This window comes from Gordonia gummivorans (assembly GCF_022513585.1).
Classification (GTDB): domain Bacteria; phylum Actinomycetota; class Actinomycetes; order Mycobacteriales; family Mycobacteriaceae; genus Gordonia.
This window is the reverse complement of record NZ_JAKWBF010000053.1, coordinates 1-17343: the sequence shown is the minus strand read 5'-3', so window position 1 is coordinate 17343 and position 17343 is coordinate 1. Positions and strand designations below refer to the sequence as shown.

The following is a 17343-nucleotide window of genomic DNA, read 5'->3' as shown; positions in this document are numbered from 1 at the left end:
GCCGCGTCAAGACATGAACCGCCCGGCGGTGCGCGTTGGCCCAGGAATGACCGACACATCGCGATCCTCAGGGACAGGCCCCACCTTGGGCGCCGCCATCTCGTTCTCGCCGGACGCCGAGAATGCCGTGGATGCGGCCATTGCCCGCGCACGGGCGGCTGCCGACGCCGGGATCGGCGGCATCTGGCTGGGTCAACGGTTCGACTACGACGCCATCTCGCTCCTCGCGCTGATCGGGCGCGAGGTGCCGGACGTCTCGGTGGGTGTGTCGGCGGTGCCGATCTACGGCAGGCATCCGCTCACTGTCGCTGCGCAGACGCTCACTGCGCAGGCAGCCACTCATGGCCGCTTCCAGCTCGGGCTGGCGCTGGGCGCCGCACGGCTGACAGAGCAGGCCTTCGACGTGCCGTTCACCCGTTCCGCGGCTCGGCTCGAAGAATTCGTGAGCATCGTCCGTCAGGTCCTGACCACCGGCTCGGTGGAGTTTCACGGCGACGCATTCGACACGACGCTGCCATTCCCGGCCACACTTCCCGGCGCCGACCCGGTGCCACCGATCCTCGTGGCCGCCCTGGGGCCCCGTGCGCTGGCGGTGTCGGGGCGAGTGGCCGACGGCATCCTGCCAAATCTTGCGGCACCAAGTGTGCTCGAGCGGGACATCATCCCAACGCTGTCCGCTGCGGCCGAGCAAGCGGGACGACCCACACCGCGCGTCATCGCGTTGGTCCCCGCACTGGTGACCGATTCCGGTGATGCTCGGGAGCGGCTGGCTCAGGCCACGGCGCTGTACAACACAATTCCGTCGTATCCGCGCGTTCTCGACCTCGGCGGGTTCTCGAGGGCGGCAGATCTGGCGCTCGTCGGTTCGGCCGACGAGGTGGCAGCGGGACTTCGTGAGTACCTGGACGCCGGAGCCACCGACGTCATCGTCACACAGACAGAACTATTGAGGCCCGATGTGCAACACGAAACCTGGGAAGCCGCGGCGTCGGCGCTGGGATAGGGCTCGGCTCTCTCTCCGGGCAAGCAGCACTCGGTCGTCGTGATCGTCGTCGTGATCTCGATGTGAACGAGCAAGGGGAGTGGCGAGCGCCGAAGCTCTGACCTGCGGCTCGCCATCTCGGGTGAAAATCGCAAGCCCAAATTCTTGTCAAAGTCGGTGGCGAATGTTCGGCGACTTCCTGACCAGCGAGTTTTGGGCCTCGTTTGGGACCTCGCGGCAGCTGGGAACCGTCATCGGGCTGGCGGACATCCTGTCGGCAGTGACCGGCGATGTCGACAAAGCTCGTTCGGAGGCCGCCTACCGCCTGACCCCGAGCGGGCCGAACGGGGCATCGGCTCCGCCGACCCGCGGTACAGTGGAAACTCCCACCATCCTGCGGTGCCCACCTCGTCGCACGACGTGGTCACGAGAGGCTGAGAACGCCTCCCGGGCCGTCGGCACCCGTGAGTAGCGATCCATCTGACGCGCCGCTACCTGCGGACTAGATGTCAGACCGAGACGGTAGAATTGAGCTTCAATACTGACGAAAGTGGGTGCCCAGATGACGGAACGTCGCGACGAGGTCTCGCGCCGTGTGCGCCGTGTCCGCGCAATCCGGCGGACCACTGCACTCGAAGGTGTCCGCAGCACCGACGCCACTCGCGCCGACCAGGTGGCCTATGCGAAGGGCGAGATCGACTTGACCCAACTCGGCCAACTCGTCCGTCAGCGCTACAACCTCCCGTAGGTCGCACGCCGTGACGACGCGGCCATGGGATACCGGCGACCTCGATCGCAACTGGACGGGATACTTCATCCCCGCATCCTCGGTGCTGCGCAACCTTGTTCACGCGACCACGCACGACGAGCTCACCGACGCTGAGGTCGACCTGAGCGAATACCGACTCCTCGAACTTCGCGAGAACCCGGTGCTCACAGGTCCACGCAGTTACGACCTTGCCCACCTGTGCGCGATCCACCGCCAGCTATTCTGTGACGTATACGAGTGGGCTGGCGAAGTCCGCACCGTCGGACTCAACAAGGGCGGTGTGGCGTTCTGTCCGCCGGCAAATATCGGTCAGCCGATGAACCACGTCGCCGACGAGATCGCTCGAAGTGATCAACTCCGGGTAGTGACACCAGACCAACTGCCCCGAACGGTCGCCTACCTCTATGACTACGTGAACTTCGCCCACCCATTCCGCGAGGGCAACGGGCGCAGCACCCGTGAGTTCTTCGACCAACTACTCGCCGAACGAGGTTGTGGACTCGACTGGGAGCGCACCGACTCGACCGAACTCCATACCGCATGCCACGACGCCCGCGACACCGGCGACCTAAGCGGCCTCATCCACATGTTCACCAACATCATCGACGATCACCCCGCGTATTGAGGCGAATCGCAATCGCCGGCGTCGAGAGTTCCCGGACGACACGCCAACGCCGAAAGGGCAGCCAGATTAGTCAAATTGTTTGAAAACTCGCCGATCTCGGTGAGCGTTCACAGTCGGGAGGAGGAGGATGTGAACGAGCAGGGGGAGTGGCGAACCGCGGGCGTCTGACCTACCGCTCGCCATGTTGAGCGAAATCCACGAACCCGAAATCTTGTCAAACCACGTGGCGAATGTTGGGAAAGGTGCTGACCTGCAGTTCTACGCCGTCCCCCAGAGGAATTCGACCAGCAACGTACTCGCCTGTCGGCGTGGAGCGGGACGCATCTCGACCTCGCACCAGGTCGAAATTAGAGGCATGTCGCGCCTCAATAGTGTACGCGTCCAACAATTCTCACAACTGTCCACAGGCGGAGAGCGATAGCGTCGCGGCGCCCTGCGACCGCTCAGAGCCGAAGTGTTGTCAAACCTCGCCAGAATCGAGCCCAGATTCGCCAAACTGGTGAAAACTCGCCAATTGTCCGATTCAGAAATAGGTGAGACCAAGCCGGGCTTGTGACCTGGCAACTCTCACGTCTCCCTGGACGTTCGCCTCGCTAAGTTACCGCAGAGCTGCGGCCCTCTGCGTCAAGTGTCGCCAGCTTGGCAAAGTCGTTGCCGCGTGCCTGTTCATAAGAGACCTTGCAGCGCAGGCAGAATCGGAACGGGGAGGGAACATAGGTCGCAATTATGCCGCTGTTGTCTTCGGCGCCGTCGTAGGTGACATGAACATTGCGCGGACGGTACCGCCGCAGCCGTTCGACTACGTCGTTGTCGACGATCCATGAGTCTGGATACCGGCCGTCGCTGATCGGGTCGGCAGGCCATGGCTGGTCGGTGGAGATGTAGAGGTAGCCGTTGGCATCGTCGCCGCCGCTGGCGTCTCGGTCGCGCCGCAGACGGTAACGGATGCTTCCTCGTTCGTCGACGCGTGCGACGACGAGGTATTCCTGTCCGCATTCACGGCAGAAAGCAAGCGGCATCAGCGACTTGTGGGGCTCGCCCGGCACGGAGACCTGGTACGCCGAGGTGATGTGCCTGTCGTCTTCGGACTCAATCGACACGTAGACCGTGTCGCCCTTGGAGAGGAACTGGTGGAGCCGGAATGCGAACAGCGGGGGCTGGTGATCGGCCGGGCGGGCCGCCGAGCCTGCCAGAAGTGTCGCGCGGATTGCGCGCATGCACTCGTCAAGCGTGCGGTCCGTTGATGCAGCCAGGCGCGCTGCAGCTTCGCGGACGCGTACAGGCTTCTTGCGGGTGAGGCGGTTGCTGCCTTCCTCGGTGTCGAGTCCGAAGGTCGACTCAATCCACGAGGCCAGGGGAGAGGTGGCTAGTTCTGGGTAGCTGCCGTCAGCTCCGCCCATGCGGACTTCGGAACGAAGCGTCGTCACATCGTTGGCATCACCCGACGTCGCTCGGTCCAGAGTTTCGCCAATCACCCGCTCGGGCGTTACCTCCGAGCCGAAGATCCGCGTGGCCACCTCTGCGACAACCGCGCGTTGCTCGCTTTGGGAGCCGGCACTGGCCATGGTTGCCGAGGTACCTACACACTGCAGGTCGGGCGATTGACACGCATCGCGAACTCTACGGACAAGCATCGAAACGTCGGCGCCCTGCCGACCCCGATATGTGTGCAGCTCGTCCAGGACGAGAAACTGCAAGCCCTGGGCGGCCTGTACCAGGCGCCGACGTTCTTCGGGGCGCGTGAGCACCAATTCGAGCATCACGTAGTTGGTCAACAGAATGTCGGGAGGATTCCGCAGAATCTCCTGGCGTTCTTCTCCCTGCTCCTGCCCGGTGTATCGGGCGAACGTGACAGGCTCGTTGCCGACGCCGTACCCGAACTGCAGGAACTTCTCCAGCTCACCCACCTGACTGTTCGCGAGGGCATTCATCGGGTAGACGATGATCGCCTTGACACCCGGGACACGGTCCTTGGAGCGCAGCACGCGATCGACGATGGGCACGATGTATGCCAGCGACTTACCCGAGCCGGTGCCGGTCGTCAGTACGTAGGACTTTCCCGTTTGCGCGGCCTCGACCGCCTCCCGCTGGTGGTGATGGAGAGTAATGGCCCGCGTGCCCCGATCGGAGACGTCCTTCTTGGGCCGGAAGATCCGTTCGCACTCCGGGTCGAGGAGACCCTCCTGCACGAGGTCGCCTATGGCTCCACCCGAGGCGAAAACCGGGTTCAGCGAGAGCCAGGGCTCGGGCCACTGGTCCCCGCGATCGACCAACTCATCGACATGCTGTTTGATCCTCGCATCTCTGACGTCGACGGATGCAGTCGTGAACGATAGATAGTCATCGATCAGGTGCTCGTGCACTCCGAAGACGTCCATCGTTTCCCTTCTCCTCGTGGCGTCCGTCGCCGAATCACTCGGAGACGGCAGCATGCCCGAGAGATCATCTTGCCTCAGGAGGAGGACAGATTGTGGACGCTCACCGCGTTCGGACGGACCTCAGATCTGCCCTGTAGTTCGAACGAGCGAACGCCGGAGGGCCGCCCTGGCGGGCTGATCGATAGAGCCTGGAATGTCGCTGTTGACTACTACGATCACCGCATGCCTAGTGAGCACGTAGCTGTCGCCTTGCGTAGCGGACCCGTACGACTTGTCCTTGGAGACGAACAAGCGATCACCGCGATGGAACTCTCAGCAGCGGGAGACAAGACGCGATTGGAACCTGCCGAGCTCCGTGCACTCTCACCCATCCTGGAGTCGTCGGCCGACGCGACAGACGCGCTCCTCATAGTCGAGGATGGGGTCTCCACAACGAAGGGCGACGACGCTCGCGCCATCGACATCGTCATCAACGGACAAGAGGAAAGCCCTCTTGCGTCGGCCGTCTCGACCCTCGACGAGACGGGCCGCACGCTCGCCCTCACCGAGGCCACACTTACTGCCTGGCGCCAAAGGCTGTCGGATGCTGCGGACGTCATGCCTGCCCTGACCTCCGAAGACGCGAACGAGTTCGGTCAGATCGCCATCACCGGCAAGCCCCTCATCACCGGTCTTCATGCCGAGCAGAGGCGACTCCTCCGCGCACGGATATCGGGAGGGGACGCACTTGTCGGCGATCAACAGGCTCTCGCCGGCGTGATTGACGCCGCGATCGACGAACTCTTCGCGTCAATCCGCTTCGGACTCGCCGCCGCATCGCAAACCGATGACGGCGAGTTCACGAAGGCCATCAAGCGTTGTCTGGACACTGGGCAATGGGGCGATCAGCTTCGTTTTCTCGTTGTAGCGCAGGAGATTCGCGCAATCCAACTTCTCCTGACGCTCGATACTGACAACAGGGATAGCGCCAGTGGTCTCGCTAGTGCGCGAAATGCGTTCGATCAGTGCACCTCGCAGCGACTCAAGACGGGCGACATCTCTGAAATCATCAGCGTGATTGTGTCTCGATTGCCAGAACCACCACTCAACATCGCAGCGCGACTGCGTAAACGCCATCTCGTTCGGGACGCTGAGCAAGTCCGGGAGCGATGCCTTGCCTACGCCTCAGCATTCGCGTCGCCCGATCCCGATTCCGCTGAGCACATGACATGGCAGCAGGCACTCGATGAGCTCTTGGAACTCGATCGAGTGGTCTCGACCGATATCGCATTGCTCCCTGCAATAGTGCAGGATCCGGAACAGACGGCGGGACCCGCGGACTTTGGCGCCGAGGAAGCCGCAGAGCTTCTCGGCGAGTTGTTCAGTCAGCAGCTTCCGCGAGCACGAGAGTCGGTCTCGGAGCTTCAACGGCAGCATCCAGGTGCTGATGCGGACACGATGATCCGAATAGTCAAGCGCCAATTCATGATCAAGCTCCAGGACGATCTCCATTCCGATAACCCCAATCAACGGGTAGTCGAGACAGTGGCCTGTCTCACGATGGCATTCGCGATCGTGAGGGGCGTTGTACCGCACTCGGGACCCGAGTTCACGGCGCTCGGGGAACGGATCATCTTGGGCACCACCAAGATTACGGCGATGTACGGAAAAGCTGATGCTGCGCAATCCGCCGTCTTCGCCGGTGTCACCGTGTTCGCGAAGTACTTCCAGCGGGACCTCGTTGAGTTGGTGTTTAGCATGCTGGGAGCATTCAAACCGGGCCAGGCTGGAGTCGCTCGCGATCTGTTCAAGATTCTACGGTCGCGAGTGTGGCGAGCTAGGTTCGACAAACGCGTGGGTAACGCGGCGGGGATGGGGGCCGCGGCGGCCTTCAAAAGGGGAATCGATGTCGGTGCACCGCGATTGATCGTGCGGCTAGTCGACCGCGCGATGCGCTGAGCAGGCGCCTTTACGTCACTGTGACGTTTATGCCTCTGGCCGGGTCGGCCGAGCGAGGTGGACTACAGGGTGGGCGCGGCTGGGTCCGAACCGTGCCGACGACGACTCCAACCTTGAGGACCATCGGCCAACGCGCAGCTCAAGGCCACACGAGCCTCATGTGCAACGCCAGGCCTCGGGAGCAACGCACTTGTCACGGCCCGCCAATCTGATGAAAATCAGGGCACCGTAGATGACAATTCGCCAATCTCGCTGACGGTTCACAGTGGGCGCATCGAACTGGAAAGCGCAGGTCCACCAACTGCCGATAAGATACATTATGTTAAGTAAACCACTGCATATTTCATCAGATGAATCACAACTAGACCACCGCACGTTCCTACGGCAACTTCCTCAACGACGCTGTCCATCAAGGGTTTCCACCGCGCCACGCATCTTTCGAGAAGCACACCCAATGGCCGCAAGGTCACCGCCGGGCACCGCGCGCGACTCGCTGACCTGGAGCCTTGACTTGATGATGCATCCGATGAATCATTGATGCAACAGATGAGACGGGCTCTGGAGGCTTCCCATGGCGGTGGACGACGTTGGTCGCGCCTACCTCGTTAGTACTGTCCGGCCGCTGCATCCCGAGGAACAGACGCTCGCCGAGATGCTTCAGGGATGGCGAAACCAACAACTCAGTCGCAACCTGCGCTTCGAAACGATCGACGCCCGGATCAAGCAGGTTGAGCGGTTCGTACAACACTCGAACGAGCATCCGTGGACGTGGACCGTCGCGATGGTCGACGAATTCTTCGGCGACCTACGCTCCATCCACAACCTGTCACAGTCGTCCATCCGTTCCTACCAGGTGGGGCTGCGTCAGTTCTGCTCTTACGTCGCCAATCCGGACTACGGCTGGGACCGTGTCTGCGAGGAGCTCTTCGGTACGCATCCCTCGCAGGTCTTCTTCGACTGGAACACTGCGCAGCATGTCCAGGAGAACGAATCACGGCCAAACAAGCGCGCATTCACCAAACGCGAGATTCAGGACTTCTTCGATCACGCCGATGAACAGGTTTCTGCCGTCTCAGCGTCAGGGCGTAAAGGATGGCTTCCCGCCTACCGTGATTCGGTGATGTTCAAACTCGCGTACTCCTACGGTCTGCGGTTCAACGAATTGGCCCACCTCCAAACCGTCGACTTCGCTCGAAACCCCCACGCCAAAGAATTCGGCAAGTACGGGCTCGTCAACGTGCGCTACGGCAAAGCCAAGAAGGGCTCACCTCCCAAGCGCCGCGGCGTCCTCACCGTCTTTGATTGGACTCCCGAGGTCATCGCAGATTGGCTCGAGAACGGCCAGCCCCACATGGACGATGGAATCGACCTGTTCCCCAGCGAACGTGGAAATCTGGTATCGGAGACCACTCTCATCCGTCGATTTCGCCGGTACTGCGATGACCTCGACCTCTCGTCCGGGCTCGACCTTCACTCCTTCCGACGTTCGTACGCGACACACCTACTCGAAGACGGCTGGGACTCAATGTTCGTCCAACACCAAATGGGACACGAGCACGCATCCACCACCGCCATCTACAGCTGCGTAAGCAGCGACTATCGCACCCGAACCCTCCGCACCGCGCTCGATGCGACGATCGCTGCCGCACTCTCGTCCACCGAGAATGGTGGAGCATCGTGAAACGCGACGTCGACTACAACTGGCGGCTCGCCGAGCTCATGGCCGGCCACCAGATGCACAACAGCACGGACCTCATCCCCCGCCTCCATGAGCGCGGAATCACACTTTCCCGGCCACAGGTCTACCGGTTGGTTCACCAACGTCCCGAGCGCGTGTCACTCAAACTCATTGCCGCGCTCTGCGACATCTTCGACTGCGGCCCAGAGGATCTAGTCACCGTGACCGCTGCCAATGCTCGCAAGAAGGCGGCCAGCGCCGACCGTGAGAACGTTGTCGAATTGAACAAGTCTGTCCGTCCACGACGAGCAAGGATTGTCAGTGACGACGATTGAACCACGCCGACGCAACACTGTTCGCGGGCGGCCTCAAGCAACCGACGGCGATCTTCAGTGCGCTCGCTGTGGCCGCCACATGCGCAAGGCCGCAGTCACATGGCCAGACGGCATAATCTGCAACTCCTGCTACTACGACGCCACGAGCCTCTACGGCCCCTGTCCCAGTTGCGGAATTAACCGAATGCTCCCTGGCCGCCTAGACATCGGCGACCAGCCCGTCTGCCGCAACTGCGCCGGCATCCGTCAGGACTATCACTGCCGCACATGCGAGCAAGAAACACGCCCCTACCGTCGCGGAAGTTGCGCGCGCTGCGCACTGCGATCCGACCTGGAACGCGACTTACTGCATGACGGCTCCCCCGGGGGCATCAAGACCCTTATCGATGCGCTATGCGCCGCAGACCGGCCAGAGAGCATCCTCACCTGGAAGCGCTCCGACAAAGTGCAGGGGCTTCTGTCAGCGATAGCCTCCGGCACGACACCGCTCAGCCATGATGGACTGGACCAGTTTGAGCCGAGCGGCAAACATGTCGAGCACCTCCGATCAGTTCTCGTGCACCACCAGGCACTTCCCTCTCGCGACAAATACATCGCACTCTTCGAACGATGGCTCGAAGAGAAGCTCGCCAACATCGCGAATGCTGACATCGAGCGGCCCGTCCGCCAGTTTGCTACCTGGCATCATCTGCGACGGATCAACGAAATAGCGCTCGCCGGCGACTCAACACGCGGGCCAGTTCACTCGTCCAAGCAAGAGATCACGGAGACTCTGAAGTTCCTTCAGTGGCTTCACGACGAGCACGCCCGCACAATCGCGACGTGCGCCCAGCAAGACGTGGACGAATGGGTGACTACTGGCCCGACAACGCGCCACTCTATCCGGACTTTCCTAGTGTGGTGCGCGAACTCACGCATCAATCGTTCAGTGTCCCTTGGGTTTCGTCAGGCCAAGTCTGTACGACTACTCACGCAAGACCAACGACTCGCCTGGATCCGAGAGCTCCTCGAAGGCGACAATGAGTCACGTCCCTACCGGGTGGCCGGCACACTGCTGCTTCTCTATGCCCAGCCACTCGTCAAGATTGCCGAACTACCCATGGCGAAAGTGAACATCTCCCCCGACGGACTTGCTTTGCAGCTCGGAGTGACGCCCTCCCCTGTTCCCGCCCCGTTCGACTCGCTTCTTCGGCAACACATCACCCAACGTCCCAACCTGAGAACCAGCGGAGCAGACAGTCCGTGGCTCTTTCCGGGCTACAAACCTGGAGAACACCTACACCCGAACACTTTGATGGACCGACTCCGCCAGCTCGGGATCAACTTGCTCGGCGCGCGAAACAGTGCGCTCCGAGAGCTCGTGACCCAGGTGCCAGCCCCGGTGGTCGCCGAGATGCTCGGGTATAGCGACCAGGTGACGCAGAAGCATGCTGATCTTGCTTCAGAGGCATGGGGACGCTATGTGTCACGTTGACCAACTATTAAATGATGACCGGAACTTAGAAACTGCCAAATACGAGGTTAACGTGACCCCAGACACGGGTATTCAGCAATTTTGGGACGACTTCAAGCAACTAGACGAGGATATCGAATATTTCGTTTCCGCACGCCTGTTCGATGGAGTCCCAGCGATCTGGACAAGGAATGTTGAATATGTGAGATGGAGACATGAGATCGCACAACGATTGGACGTCGACCCCATCGCTATCCAACTGGTTGGTAGCGCCCGACTTGGATACTCAATTAATCCGGCCAAAAATTTCAAGATTTTTAACGAAGACTCGGATCTTGATATCGCGGTAGTCTCCCCCGAACTATTCGAGGCTGCCTGGCTGCAACTGCGGAATATAGTAGATCGACATGATGAACTCAAGGAACGGAAAACATATCTTCGCAAACTTGTGTTCGATGAGTGCATTGCACTTGATATAGTTCTCCCGCACCTTTCGTTTGGTGCTAGTTGGGCCGTGGCGAGGGATGAGATAATCGAATTGCTCGGCGAGGAATTCAACGATCGCCAGATCAACTATCGCCTATATCGAAATCATGGAGCTCTGCGCGAGTACCAACTCTCCAGCGTATCGAAAGCGCGAGACCGAGCTATCGAGGAAGGGGTAGACAATTGACACAGCCAGCAGCACTCAACTTCGAGATTGAGTCATTAACGGTCGCAGATTTTCGAAGCATGCACAAATCCGGACAGCTAACTCTACGGCCGCAGTACCAGCGACAAGCTGTTTGGCCAGAAGCAGCCAAGGTTTCACTAATGGAGACTATTCTCCTTGGGTATCCGATTCCCGAAATATATCTCGCCTACGAGACCACGCCAGACGGGGACCAGACCGTTGCAGTTGTTGACGGTCAGCAAAGACTCAATTCCCTTCTTGGCTTCCTCCAAAACGATTTTGCGTTACTCGGTTTGGAGGACAACAGAACGGGGCAGCATGAGGGACGATTCTTTAGAGACTTGCCCGAGGACGTTCGCACTCGCTTCTTTCTCTACCGGTTTCCTGTAAGGAGGCTGTCAAATCTTGAAGACGAGTTTGTTCGAGAAATATTCGCGCGTGTGAATCGGGTCAATATGGTCTTGACCGATCAAGAAATTCGCAACGCGCTGCTTCCTGGACCGTTCTTTGATTTCCTTAAGGACTGCGCTAGTCACGACATCACGACTAAGTCGGGAGTATTTAGTGGCGCCCGTAGACGACGAGGAGGGGATCTCGAATTTTTTGCGGAAGTCTTCGGAACATGCATGTTTGGTTTGTCGAATAAGAAGTCCGAGTTGGACGAGCGGTATGACGTCCTGTCAGAAAACTTCGATGATTACCGGCAAAAGTCGGACGACTTCCTGAATTTGTTGACCATTCTTTCTGGAACGATAAAGTGGCAAGGCCAAGTTCGGTGGTCGAATATCGTCGATATGTATACACTGCTTCACGTCGGCTGGATCACCTACGATCAGCTTAACACGGCAGACGATACCGAAATTTCGAACATATGCTCGGCACTTGATGTATTTCAACGGAAAGTTTCGGATACTAAGAGAATCGGGTCTTCCCAAGAAGATGGCAACTTAACCGATCTTGCGACGATCTTGGACCTTCCTGAAGAGGATACACGCGAGATCGTCCTCGGTTACGTGTCCGGAATCCGGAACTCGTCAGATCTTGGATCGCGTAGGTCCCGTTCACGCGAACTTCGTAGAGTTGTCGAGAGTCAGTTGAGTGCGAGATGACACTCTTTGCACACAGCAATATACATAGCCCGAGTGCGCAGGCTTGCCAGAGTAAGGCCGGAACTACCTGCAAGAGCGACGGGTTCGCGCTCCACTGTTGGCCTGTCGGGCGAGAGCGCGGTTGGGAGTCGGTCGGGCAGATGCGAACGTCTCGCTCCAGGCCTGTCACCACCGGGGTCTAGTGGACCCAAGCTCGCGTTTCTGTTCACTGCTGTAACGGCGGAAGCACTCGATAGTGGAACTCGACTTGTTCGTCGAACCGGGAATGTCGGTGGTATGGGGTACCGAGTGCCTTCATCTGAATGACCGTGGCCGCATGGTGCCGGACATGTTCGGGACGGATGTCCCACGTCAAGGTCACGTTCGTACCGTGCGCGAGTTCGACATCGCCAGAGGTTGGGCTGACGTCGGAGTGCATCAGCTCCCATTCGAGTTCTCGACCCTGGGGATCGATTCCGACACACGTATACTGCACTCGTTGCCCGACACGAAGCACTTCCCCGGTCGTGCACGCGGCCATGAAGTTCTCCGTTTGGGTGTTGTCGATGGTGTGGCCGAACTGATCGGACACCCGCTCGACTCGTGGAAAGTAGTTGCCGCCGGCGTCCTGGCTGGACATGTATATCGTCACCTTGTTTCTCAGCTCGCCGGCAATCCCGGAAAGTAGATCGATCTCGTGGGGTAATAGGTCGCGGCTGTGAGCCACGGTGTTACGAACTTGGTCGAACCGGTTCAGCAGCGGCATCGTCTCTCTGGCCTTCCCTAAGGCCGCGGCCAAAGGCGCCCAATGCTCTTTGGCGATGTTGCGGAGCTCGTAGAAGTTCGAGTAGTCGAGCAGTGCCGTCGACACTGCGGCGGGCGCGACGCCTCGGCGCCCAGCACTGACCATCTCGGCGTCGCGTCGATCACCCCAAGCGGCTCGCTGATCGGCGTTCGAGATTCTCTCAAGCCAGTCTTTGCCGTACTCAAGGTAGTAGGAGTGCGTCATTAGCTGCCGCAAAGAGCGCTCACACGCGCTTAGCGCTTCGGATGCCGACAGTGATGCCATGTTTGCCGATCTTAGCTGCGGGACGCCACTTCAGCCTGCAGCATAGTTCGCACTATCCGGTTTCAGTCAGGCTTGCGGGCTCGTCGATAGTTCTTGGGGTCTGCGGATACAACCGATATAACCCGGCGACCGAGTCGGTCGAACGCCGCGGTGTTGAGAGTCGTTCATGCTGGCAGAATCTGGCGTGAAGCGAGCAAATTCCTAGGAGGGGTCTACCAGGGGTCCTGAGATCTGATGCCGGTGAAAACTATCACGCCAATCCTCCCGCTGGAGTGCCAGGAGATAGCCCACCGGGTTGGCAAGCACTTCTTCGGTTCGTTCCGATCTGGTGTCGTAAGCCAGCCTTCCAGCTGCGAGAGCAAGCCCAGCGCTGGATACGATAACCTGCGAGAGCGCTCCGTCTGGCAGAATACTGTTTAGTCCGCCCGCGACCAGCAAGGGCGCGGCCGTATTGAGCGATAGCGCACGCCAGACTGCTCCCACGCCGATCTTTTGGAGCGATTTTTCCAACGAGCGCAGGGCGGGTGCGACTGACCGGTCGTACTCATTTTGAAGTTGCAGAACAACAGCCTGCGCGTCACTAGGACTGCTAAGCACCTCCGGCAATGCACTGGAGGTCACGATCCGCTCAATAAAATCTTGAAACGTCGTCAAAGCCAGTCTGTTTCGAGTGCGGAAATCGGCTACCTGACGAATCGTCATCGCTTTGAGGTCACCCGGAAGTACCGCTTGAATCGAGATCAAGGCGAGCCCCGCAAACCCGGTTGATTCATGAAACCGCACATCGCCCACGAAAGTTCCGGTGGTTAGGACCTCTCGTACCGTCTCGGGCCCCCAGTGAGCAGAGCCTGGGAAGGGCCCGTGGTCAACGCCTGTCAGGCTGAACCCTAAACGCGAGGCAACGATCTCTGCTAGGCGGCTGTTGTATACCTGAGCTATGCGTGCCGACGTGCGAAGGAAGGGATCGAACGGTGGCTCAGCTTCGTACTTTAGATAGCCAAGGTTGGCATCGACTAAGCACCTCGCCAGATCTTCGCTGAACCAATGCTCAACTAATGTTGCACGGAGGCCAGTCCTTGGCCTCCATTGAACGATTTCGATTTCAGCGCGGATCGCTTCGGGCCACCTATGTACGGCATCTATGATGGGTGCAGCTGCATTCTCGTGGTCTTCCGCGCGATACTTCAATACGGACAGCATTTGTCGGTCCGCCAACTCCCGCACTGCCGTTTGCCGTTGATAGATACGGTTTTCGTCCCACACAGCAGGTACAGCAAGAGCCATTTGATCGAAATATAGCGCGACGGCTTTATGTCTGTCACTCCACACGTCGGAGTTACTGAGCAAACCGATGGGCACGTTCTACTCCTGCCGCTCCCCGTATATGGCTCGGTGCAGCCAATGTTACCGCATGATTTGCGGGCTGAGCGCGGGAAAGATTCATGTGGAGGTGGTCCTCAGGCATGATCTCAGCTTGTGACCTCACGGCCATCAGCGCGGCCGCCCAACTTGACACCCGCGCGGCCGCGACACGATACACGAGCAAGTTCGGCAGCCCAACGGCCCTGGACCGGCTCGGCCCTCAGGACACGTCGTGTCCAGCACTGTCGGAAGGTATCCGATACGAGAACGAACACTGGCAGGACCGCACATGAGCTGAAGAATATGCAGCGATCGAATATGCAGGGTTACCAGTAAACCGTAGCGTATTACGCTGCGGTGCACTGAGATTCAGCACCGGACCGGAAGGAGCCCTCCCGCCCGACATTGAGCCGCCACCTCGCATCACATCATCGCGCGAGTCCCAGAAACGCCATCAGTGAGCGTTCGACCTCCACTAACTGTTCGGACGTCAGCCGACCAACACGGGTCAGCACGTTCGACCGTCTTACTGCCGTGAGCTTGTCGACCATCACGTCGCTGTCTCGTTCAAGGCCCGAGATCGCATCGTCGTCGCCTGGGATGCGAATCCGCAACAACGGTGCATCGATGAGCCGGCTCGTCATCGGCGCAACCACCACCGACAGAGTTGAATCGAAGAGGTCGTCCTGGACGATGACGGCAGGCCGCGGCTTGGACGCATACACACCACCCGCAACGGTCCAAATCTCGCCGCGAATCACGCCTCGTCGTCCCAGGGTGCCGCAACAGCCTCGACGAAATCCTGCTCGTCCCCATCGACATCGGCCCGAGCGACGAGAACCGACTGCGTGTGGGCTTGCGCGGCGAATTCGGGCGTGCGCACGTCGGGAACCCAGACCTGCAGTGGTCGCAAACCGCGCTCACGCATCCGGCGTCGATACTCACCAACCCTGTCCCTCACTGCCATGGCCCCATGTTACATGTAACGCTCCGGGGTGGCCAGGCTGTGCGTTGGCTGCGAATATGCAGCAATCGAATATGCAGGGTTACCAGTATTCCGGTAATGTTGCAGCAGATGCAGGCGGACCGGTCCCTCACCCTTGGGATGTCTGATTATCGGTGCACGCCTATTGACCAGCGCTAATGTGCACTCGGACTCGTGCGCGCCTACCCGATCCCGGCTCCGGCGAGTCAATGATCGTCGACATGGCCTTGAGTCCAATCCGACCAAGCGCGCGTTCAGTCGTGTTGAGCTGCAACGGTTTTTCGATCACGCCGATGGTGAAGTGGACAGGATCGCGGCGAGCGGCCGCAAAGGATGGTTCGCGGCGTACCGGGATGCGACGTGGTTCAAGGTGGCCTACGGCTGGGGTCTGCGCGGCAATGAAGTCAGGCATCTTCAGACCAGCGACTTCTATCGGAATCCGAAGGCCCCGGAGTTCGGGAAGTATGGTGTCCTTCGCGTCCGATACGGAAAGCCCCATCGCGGTTCTCCCCCGAAACCACGATCGGTGCTGACTGTATTCGACTGGTCACCCGAGGTCGTCGAGGACTGGGTAGCGGTCGCTCAGTTGGGTGGCGACGAGGGACCGCTGGACCTGTTCACCAGCGAGCGAGGCACGATGGTATCGGTTAACTGTGTGCGACAACGATTTTCCCGATACTGCGAGGAACTCGGGCTGGCACCGGGCGTGGACATGCACTCGTTCCGGCGGTCATATACGACGCACCTGATCGAGGCGGGGATTGACCCCAAATTCGTGGAGGATCAGCTGGGCCATGAGTTCGCCTCGACAACGGGCATCTACGACTGCACCACGACCGACTTCCGCCAACAGACGCTGCGGGGCGCACTGGACTCGACCATGCGGGAGGCGATGAATACCGGCGAACACGGAGAGACAGGTGACTAACTGATGGCAGCACGCACAGTCGACTACCGATGGCGGCTCGCGGAATTGATGGCAGCAGCAGGACTGCACAACAGCACTGACCTGGTGCCGTTACTGCGTGAGCGCGGTATCGACCTGTCGGCGTCACAGATCTACCGCTTGGTGGCCGGCCAGCCTGAAAAGGGTATCGCTCCAGGTCATGGCGGCGATATGCGATGTCTTCGCCTGTACCCCCGCCGATCTTGTGACGGTGACGGCCACCGATGCCCGACGCCGCAAGACCGCCACCGACAATGTTGTCGACCTCAGCCGCACCGGACGGCCCAAACGAGCGCGGGTGATCCGTGATGACTGAGCAAGACCGTGCCGGCGTGCGGCGACGCCGGGGCCGCCCGACACGGACCACCGGCGACTACCTCTGTGATCGCTGCGGACGTGTGATGGGTAAGCCGCGCGTGCATTGGCCCGGCGAAAGGCTGTGCAACAGCTGCTTTTACGTCGCGATGCGTACCTTCGGAATCTGCCCGATCTGCGGCCACGACGGTGTGCTGCCCGCCCGGGCACGGGCCGATGATCCTCGCCCCTGCTGCCTCGAATGCGGTGGGATCAACCCCTCGGGCTACCGATGCCTCACATGTACGCACGAAGGCGAAATCTATCGCCGCGGACGCTGCGCCCGGTGTGCGCTGCGCGAGAACCTCGAACAGCTTGCTCCCCCACCTCGAGGCGCCACCCGCAAGCAACTACGCAGCACGTTGATCGATGCCCTCATTACCGCGGAACGACCCGAGAGCATCATGACTTGGATGCGCAGCAGCGCCGTGACCATTATCTGGCACTGTTCGAAAAGTGGCTGGCCGCCAAAGAAGCCGCGGCTGATACTCCGGAAACGTGGGCGATCACCCACCGCTTCGCCACCTGGCATCACCTGCGACGCATCCGCGCCAACTCCACACCCGGGCAATCCAGTGAGGGCGCGGTCCGCAACGCGAAACAGGAGATCACCGAGGTCATCAAGTTCCTCAACTGGCTCCACGGCATGCACGGACGCACCGCAGAGACGGTGTCAACGGCGGCTGAAATCTGACCCCTTATCGACGG

General features: G+C 60.1%; 15 protein-coding genes and 2 pseudogenes. 12 read left to right on the top strand and 5 right to left on the bottom strand.

Going from position 1 to position 17343, the window contains the following annotated elements; all coding sequences use genetic code 11:
* The 3 genes from MKW15_RS23720 to MKW15_RS23710 all read left to right on the top strand — a co-directional run.
* The coding region (locus MKW15_RS23720; RefSeq protein WP_374248119.1) for a TIGR03564 family F420-dependent LLM class oxidoreductase at positions 1-1003 on the top strand (1003 nt) is incomplete at its 5' end.
* 541 nt (positions 1004-1544) lie between these two features.
* A complete protein-coding gene (locus MKW15_RS23715; RefSeq protein ID WP_005202269.1) occupies positions 1545-1730 on the top strand; it encodes an antitoxin VbhA family protein in 186 nt (61 codons plus the stop codon).
* 10 nt (positions 1731-1740) lie between these two features.
* Positions 1741-2376, top strand: a complete 636-nt coding sequence (locus tag MKW15_RS23710; protein ID WP_240862753.1) for a Fic/DOC family protein — start codon at positions 1741-1743, stop codon at positions 2374-2376.
* Positions 2377-2969: 593 nt separating this feature from the next.
* Here the strand turns inward: MKW15_RS23710 and MKW15_RS23705 are convergent.
* Positions 2970-4754: a DEAD/DEAH box helicase gene (locus MKW15_RS23705; protein ID WP_240862752.1), complete on the bottom strand. Its 1785-nt coding sequence runs from the start codon at positions 4752-4754 to the stop codon at positions 2970-2972.
* Between the two features lie 303 nt (positions 4755-5057).
* Here MKW15_RS23705 and MKW15_RS23700 point away from each other — a divergent pair, with 303 nt between their 5' ends.
* From MKW15_RS23700 to MKW15_RS23675, 6 genes are all read left to right on the top strand, one after another.
* Positions 5058-6692, top strand: coding sequence for a hypothetical protein (locus MKW15_RS23700; protein ID WP_240862749.1), 1635 nt, complete (start codon positions 5058-5060; stop codon positions 6690-6692).
* A 571-nt stretch (positions 6693-7263) separates the two neighbouring features.
* Entirely contained in the window at positions 7264-8373 is a 1110-nt protein-coding gene (locus MKW15_RS23695) for a tyrosine-type recombinase/integrase (protein ID WP_240862747.1), read from the top strand.
* Positions 8370-8705, top strand: a complete 336-nt coding sequence (locus tag MKW15_RS23690) for a helix-turn-helix domain-containing protein (protein WP_240862746.1) — start codon at positions 8370-8372, stop codon at positions 8703-8705. Before MKW15_RS23695 ends, MKW15_RS23690 begins: the two co-directional genes overlap by 4 nt.
* Before the next feature lie 79 nt (positions 8706-8784).
* Complete coding sequence (locus tag MKW15_RS23685; protein WP_240862758.1) at positions 8785-10179, top strand: recombinase XerD; 1395 nt, start codon at positions 8785-8787, stop codon at positions 10177-10179.
* Positions 10180-10231: 52 nt separating this feature from the next.
* A complete protein-coding gene (locus tag MKW15_RS23680; RefSeq protein ID WP_240862744.1) occupies positions 10232-10831 on the top strand; it encodes a hypothetical protein in 600 nt (199 codons plus the stop codon).
* On the top strand, positions 10828-11940 hold the full coding sequence (locus tag MKW15_RS23675) for a DUF262 domain-containing protein (RefSeq protein WP_240862742.1): 1113 nt from the start codon (positions 10828-10830) through the stop codon (positions 11938-11940). The genes MKW15_RS23680 and MKW15_RS23675 overlap by 4 nt, the downstream gene beginning before the upstream one ends.
* 205 nt (positions 11941-12145) lie before the next feature.
* Here the strand turns inward: MKW15_RS23675 and MKW15_RS23670 are convergent, their stop codons facing one another.
* From MKW15_RS23670 to MKW15_RS23655, 4 genes are all read right to left on the bottom strand, one after another.
* On the bottom strand, positions 12146-12988 hold the full coding sequence (locus MKW15_RS23670) for a hypothetical protein (RefSeq protein WP_240862741.1): 843 nt from the start codon (positions 12986-12988) through the stop codon (positions 12146-12148).
* A 201-nt stretch (positions 12989-13189) separates the two neighbouring features.
* Positions 13190-14347 carry a hypothetical protein gene (locus tag MKW15_RS23665; RefSeq protein ID WP_240862739.1) on the bottom strand — a complete coding sequence of 386 codons (1158 nt, stop codon included), beginning with the start codon at positions 14345-14347 and terminating at the stop codon, positions 13190-13192.
* Positions 14348-14778: 431 nt separating this feature from the next.
* The gene (locus MKW15_RS23660) at positions 14779-15111 is read right to left on the bottom strand and encodes a type II toxin-antitoxin system PemK/MazF family toxin (protein ID WP_240862736.1); all 333 of its coding nucleotides are present in this window, start codon (positions 15109-15111) and stop codon (positions 14779-14781) included.
* Positions 15108-15317 (bottom strand): antitoxin MazE-like protein, encoded by a 210-nt coding sequence (locus tag MKW15_RS23655; protein ID WP_240862734.1) that lies wholly within the window; start codon positions 15315-15317, stop codon positions 15108-15110. Before MKW15_RS23655 ends, MKW15_RS23660 begins: the two co-directional genes overlap by 4 nt.
* A 226-nt stretch (positions 15318-15543) precedes the next feature.
* On the opposite strand from MKW15_RS23655, the pseudogene MKW15_RS23650 reads away from it, so the two are divergent.
* From MKW15_RS23650 to MKW15_RS23640, 3 genes and pseudogenes are all read left to right on the top strand, one after another.
* Positions 15544-16263, top strand: a pseudogene (locus MKW15_RS23650) (tyrosine-type recombinase/integrase); the annotation flags it as partial.
* 3 nt (positions 16264-16266) lie between these two features.
* Positions 16267-16597: pseudogene (locus MKW15_RS23645) on the top strand (helix-turn-helix domain-containing protein).
* 447 nt (positions 16598-17044) lie between these two features.
* Positions 17045-17329, top strand: coding sequence for a hypothetical protein (locus MKW15_RS23640; RefSeq protein ID WP_240862732.1), 285 nt, complete (start codon positions 17045-17047; stop codon positions 17327-17329).
* Positions 17330-17343 lie beyond the last annotated feature (14 nt).

Excerpts from the sequence above, each read along its gene's own strand:
- MKW15_RS23685 (WP_240862758.1), top strand. The coding sequence starts at position 8,785 with ATGCGCAAGGCCGCAGTCACATGGCCAGACGGCATAATCTGCAACTCC.
- MKW15_RS23705 (WP_240862752.1), bottom strand. The coding sequence starts at position 4,754 with ATGGACGTCTTCGGAGTGCACGAGCACCTGATCGATGACTATCTATCG.
- MKW15_RS23700 (WP_240862749.1), top strand. The coding sequence starts at position 5,058 with ATGGAACTCTCAGCAGCGGGAGACAAGACGCGATTGGAACCTGCCGAG.
- MKW15_RS23655 (WP_240862734.1), bottom strand. The coding sequence starts at position 15,317 with ATGGCAGTGAGGGACAGGGTTGGTGAGTATCGACGCCGGATGCGTGAG.
- MKW15_RS23715 (WP_005202269.1), top strand. The coding sequence starts at position 1,545 with ATGACGGAACGTCGCGACGAGGTCTCGCGCCGTGTGCGCCGTGTCCGC.
- MKW15_RS23670 (WP_240862741.1), bottom strand. The coding sequence starts at position 12,988 with ATGGCATCACTGTCGGCATCCGAAGCGCTAAGCGCGTGTGAGCGCTCT.
- MKW15_RS23695 (WP_240862747.1), top strand. The coding sequence starts at position 7,264 with ATGGCGGTGGACGACGTTGGTCGCGCCTACCTCGTTAGTACTGTCCGG.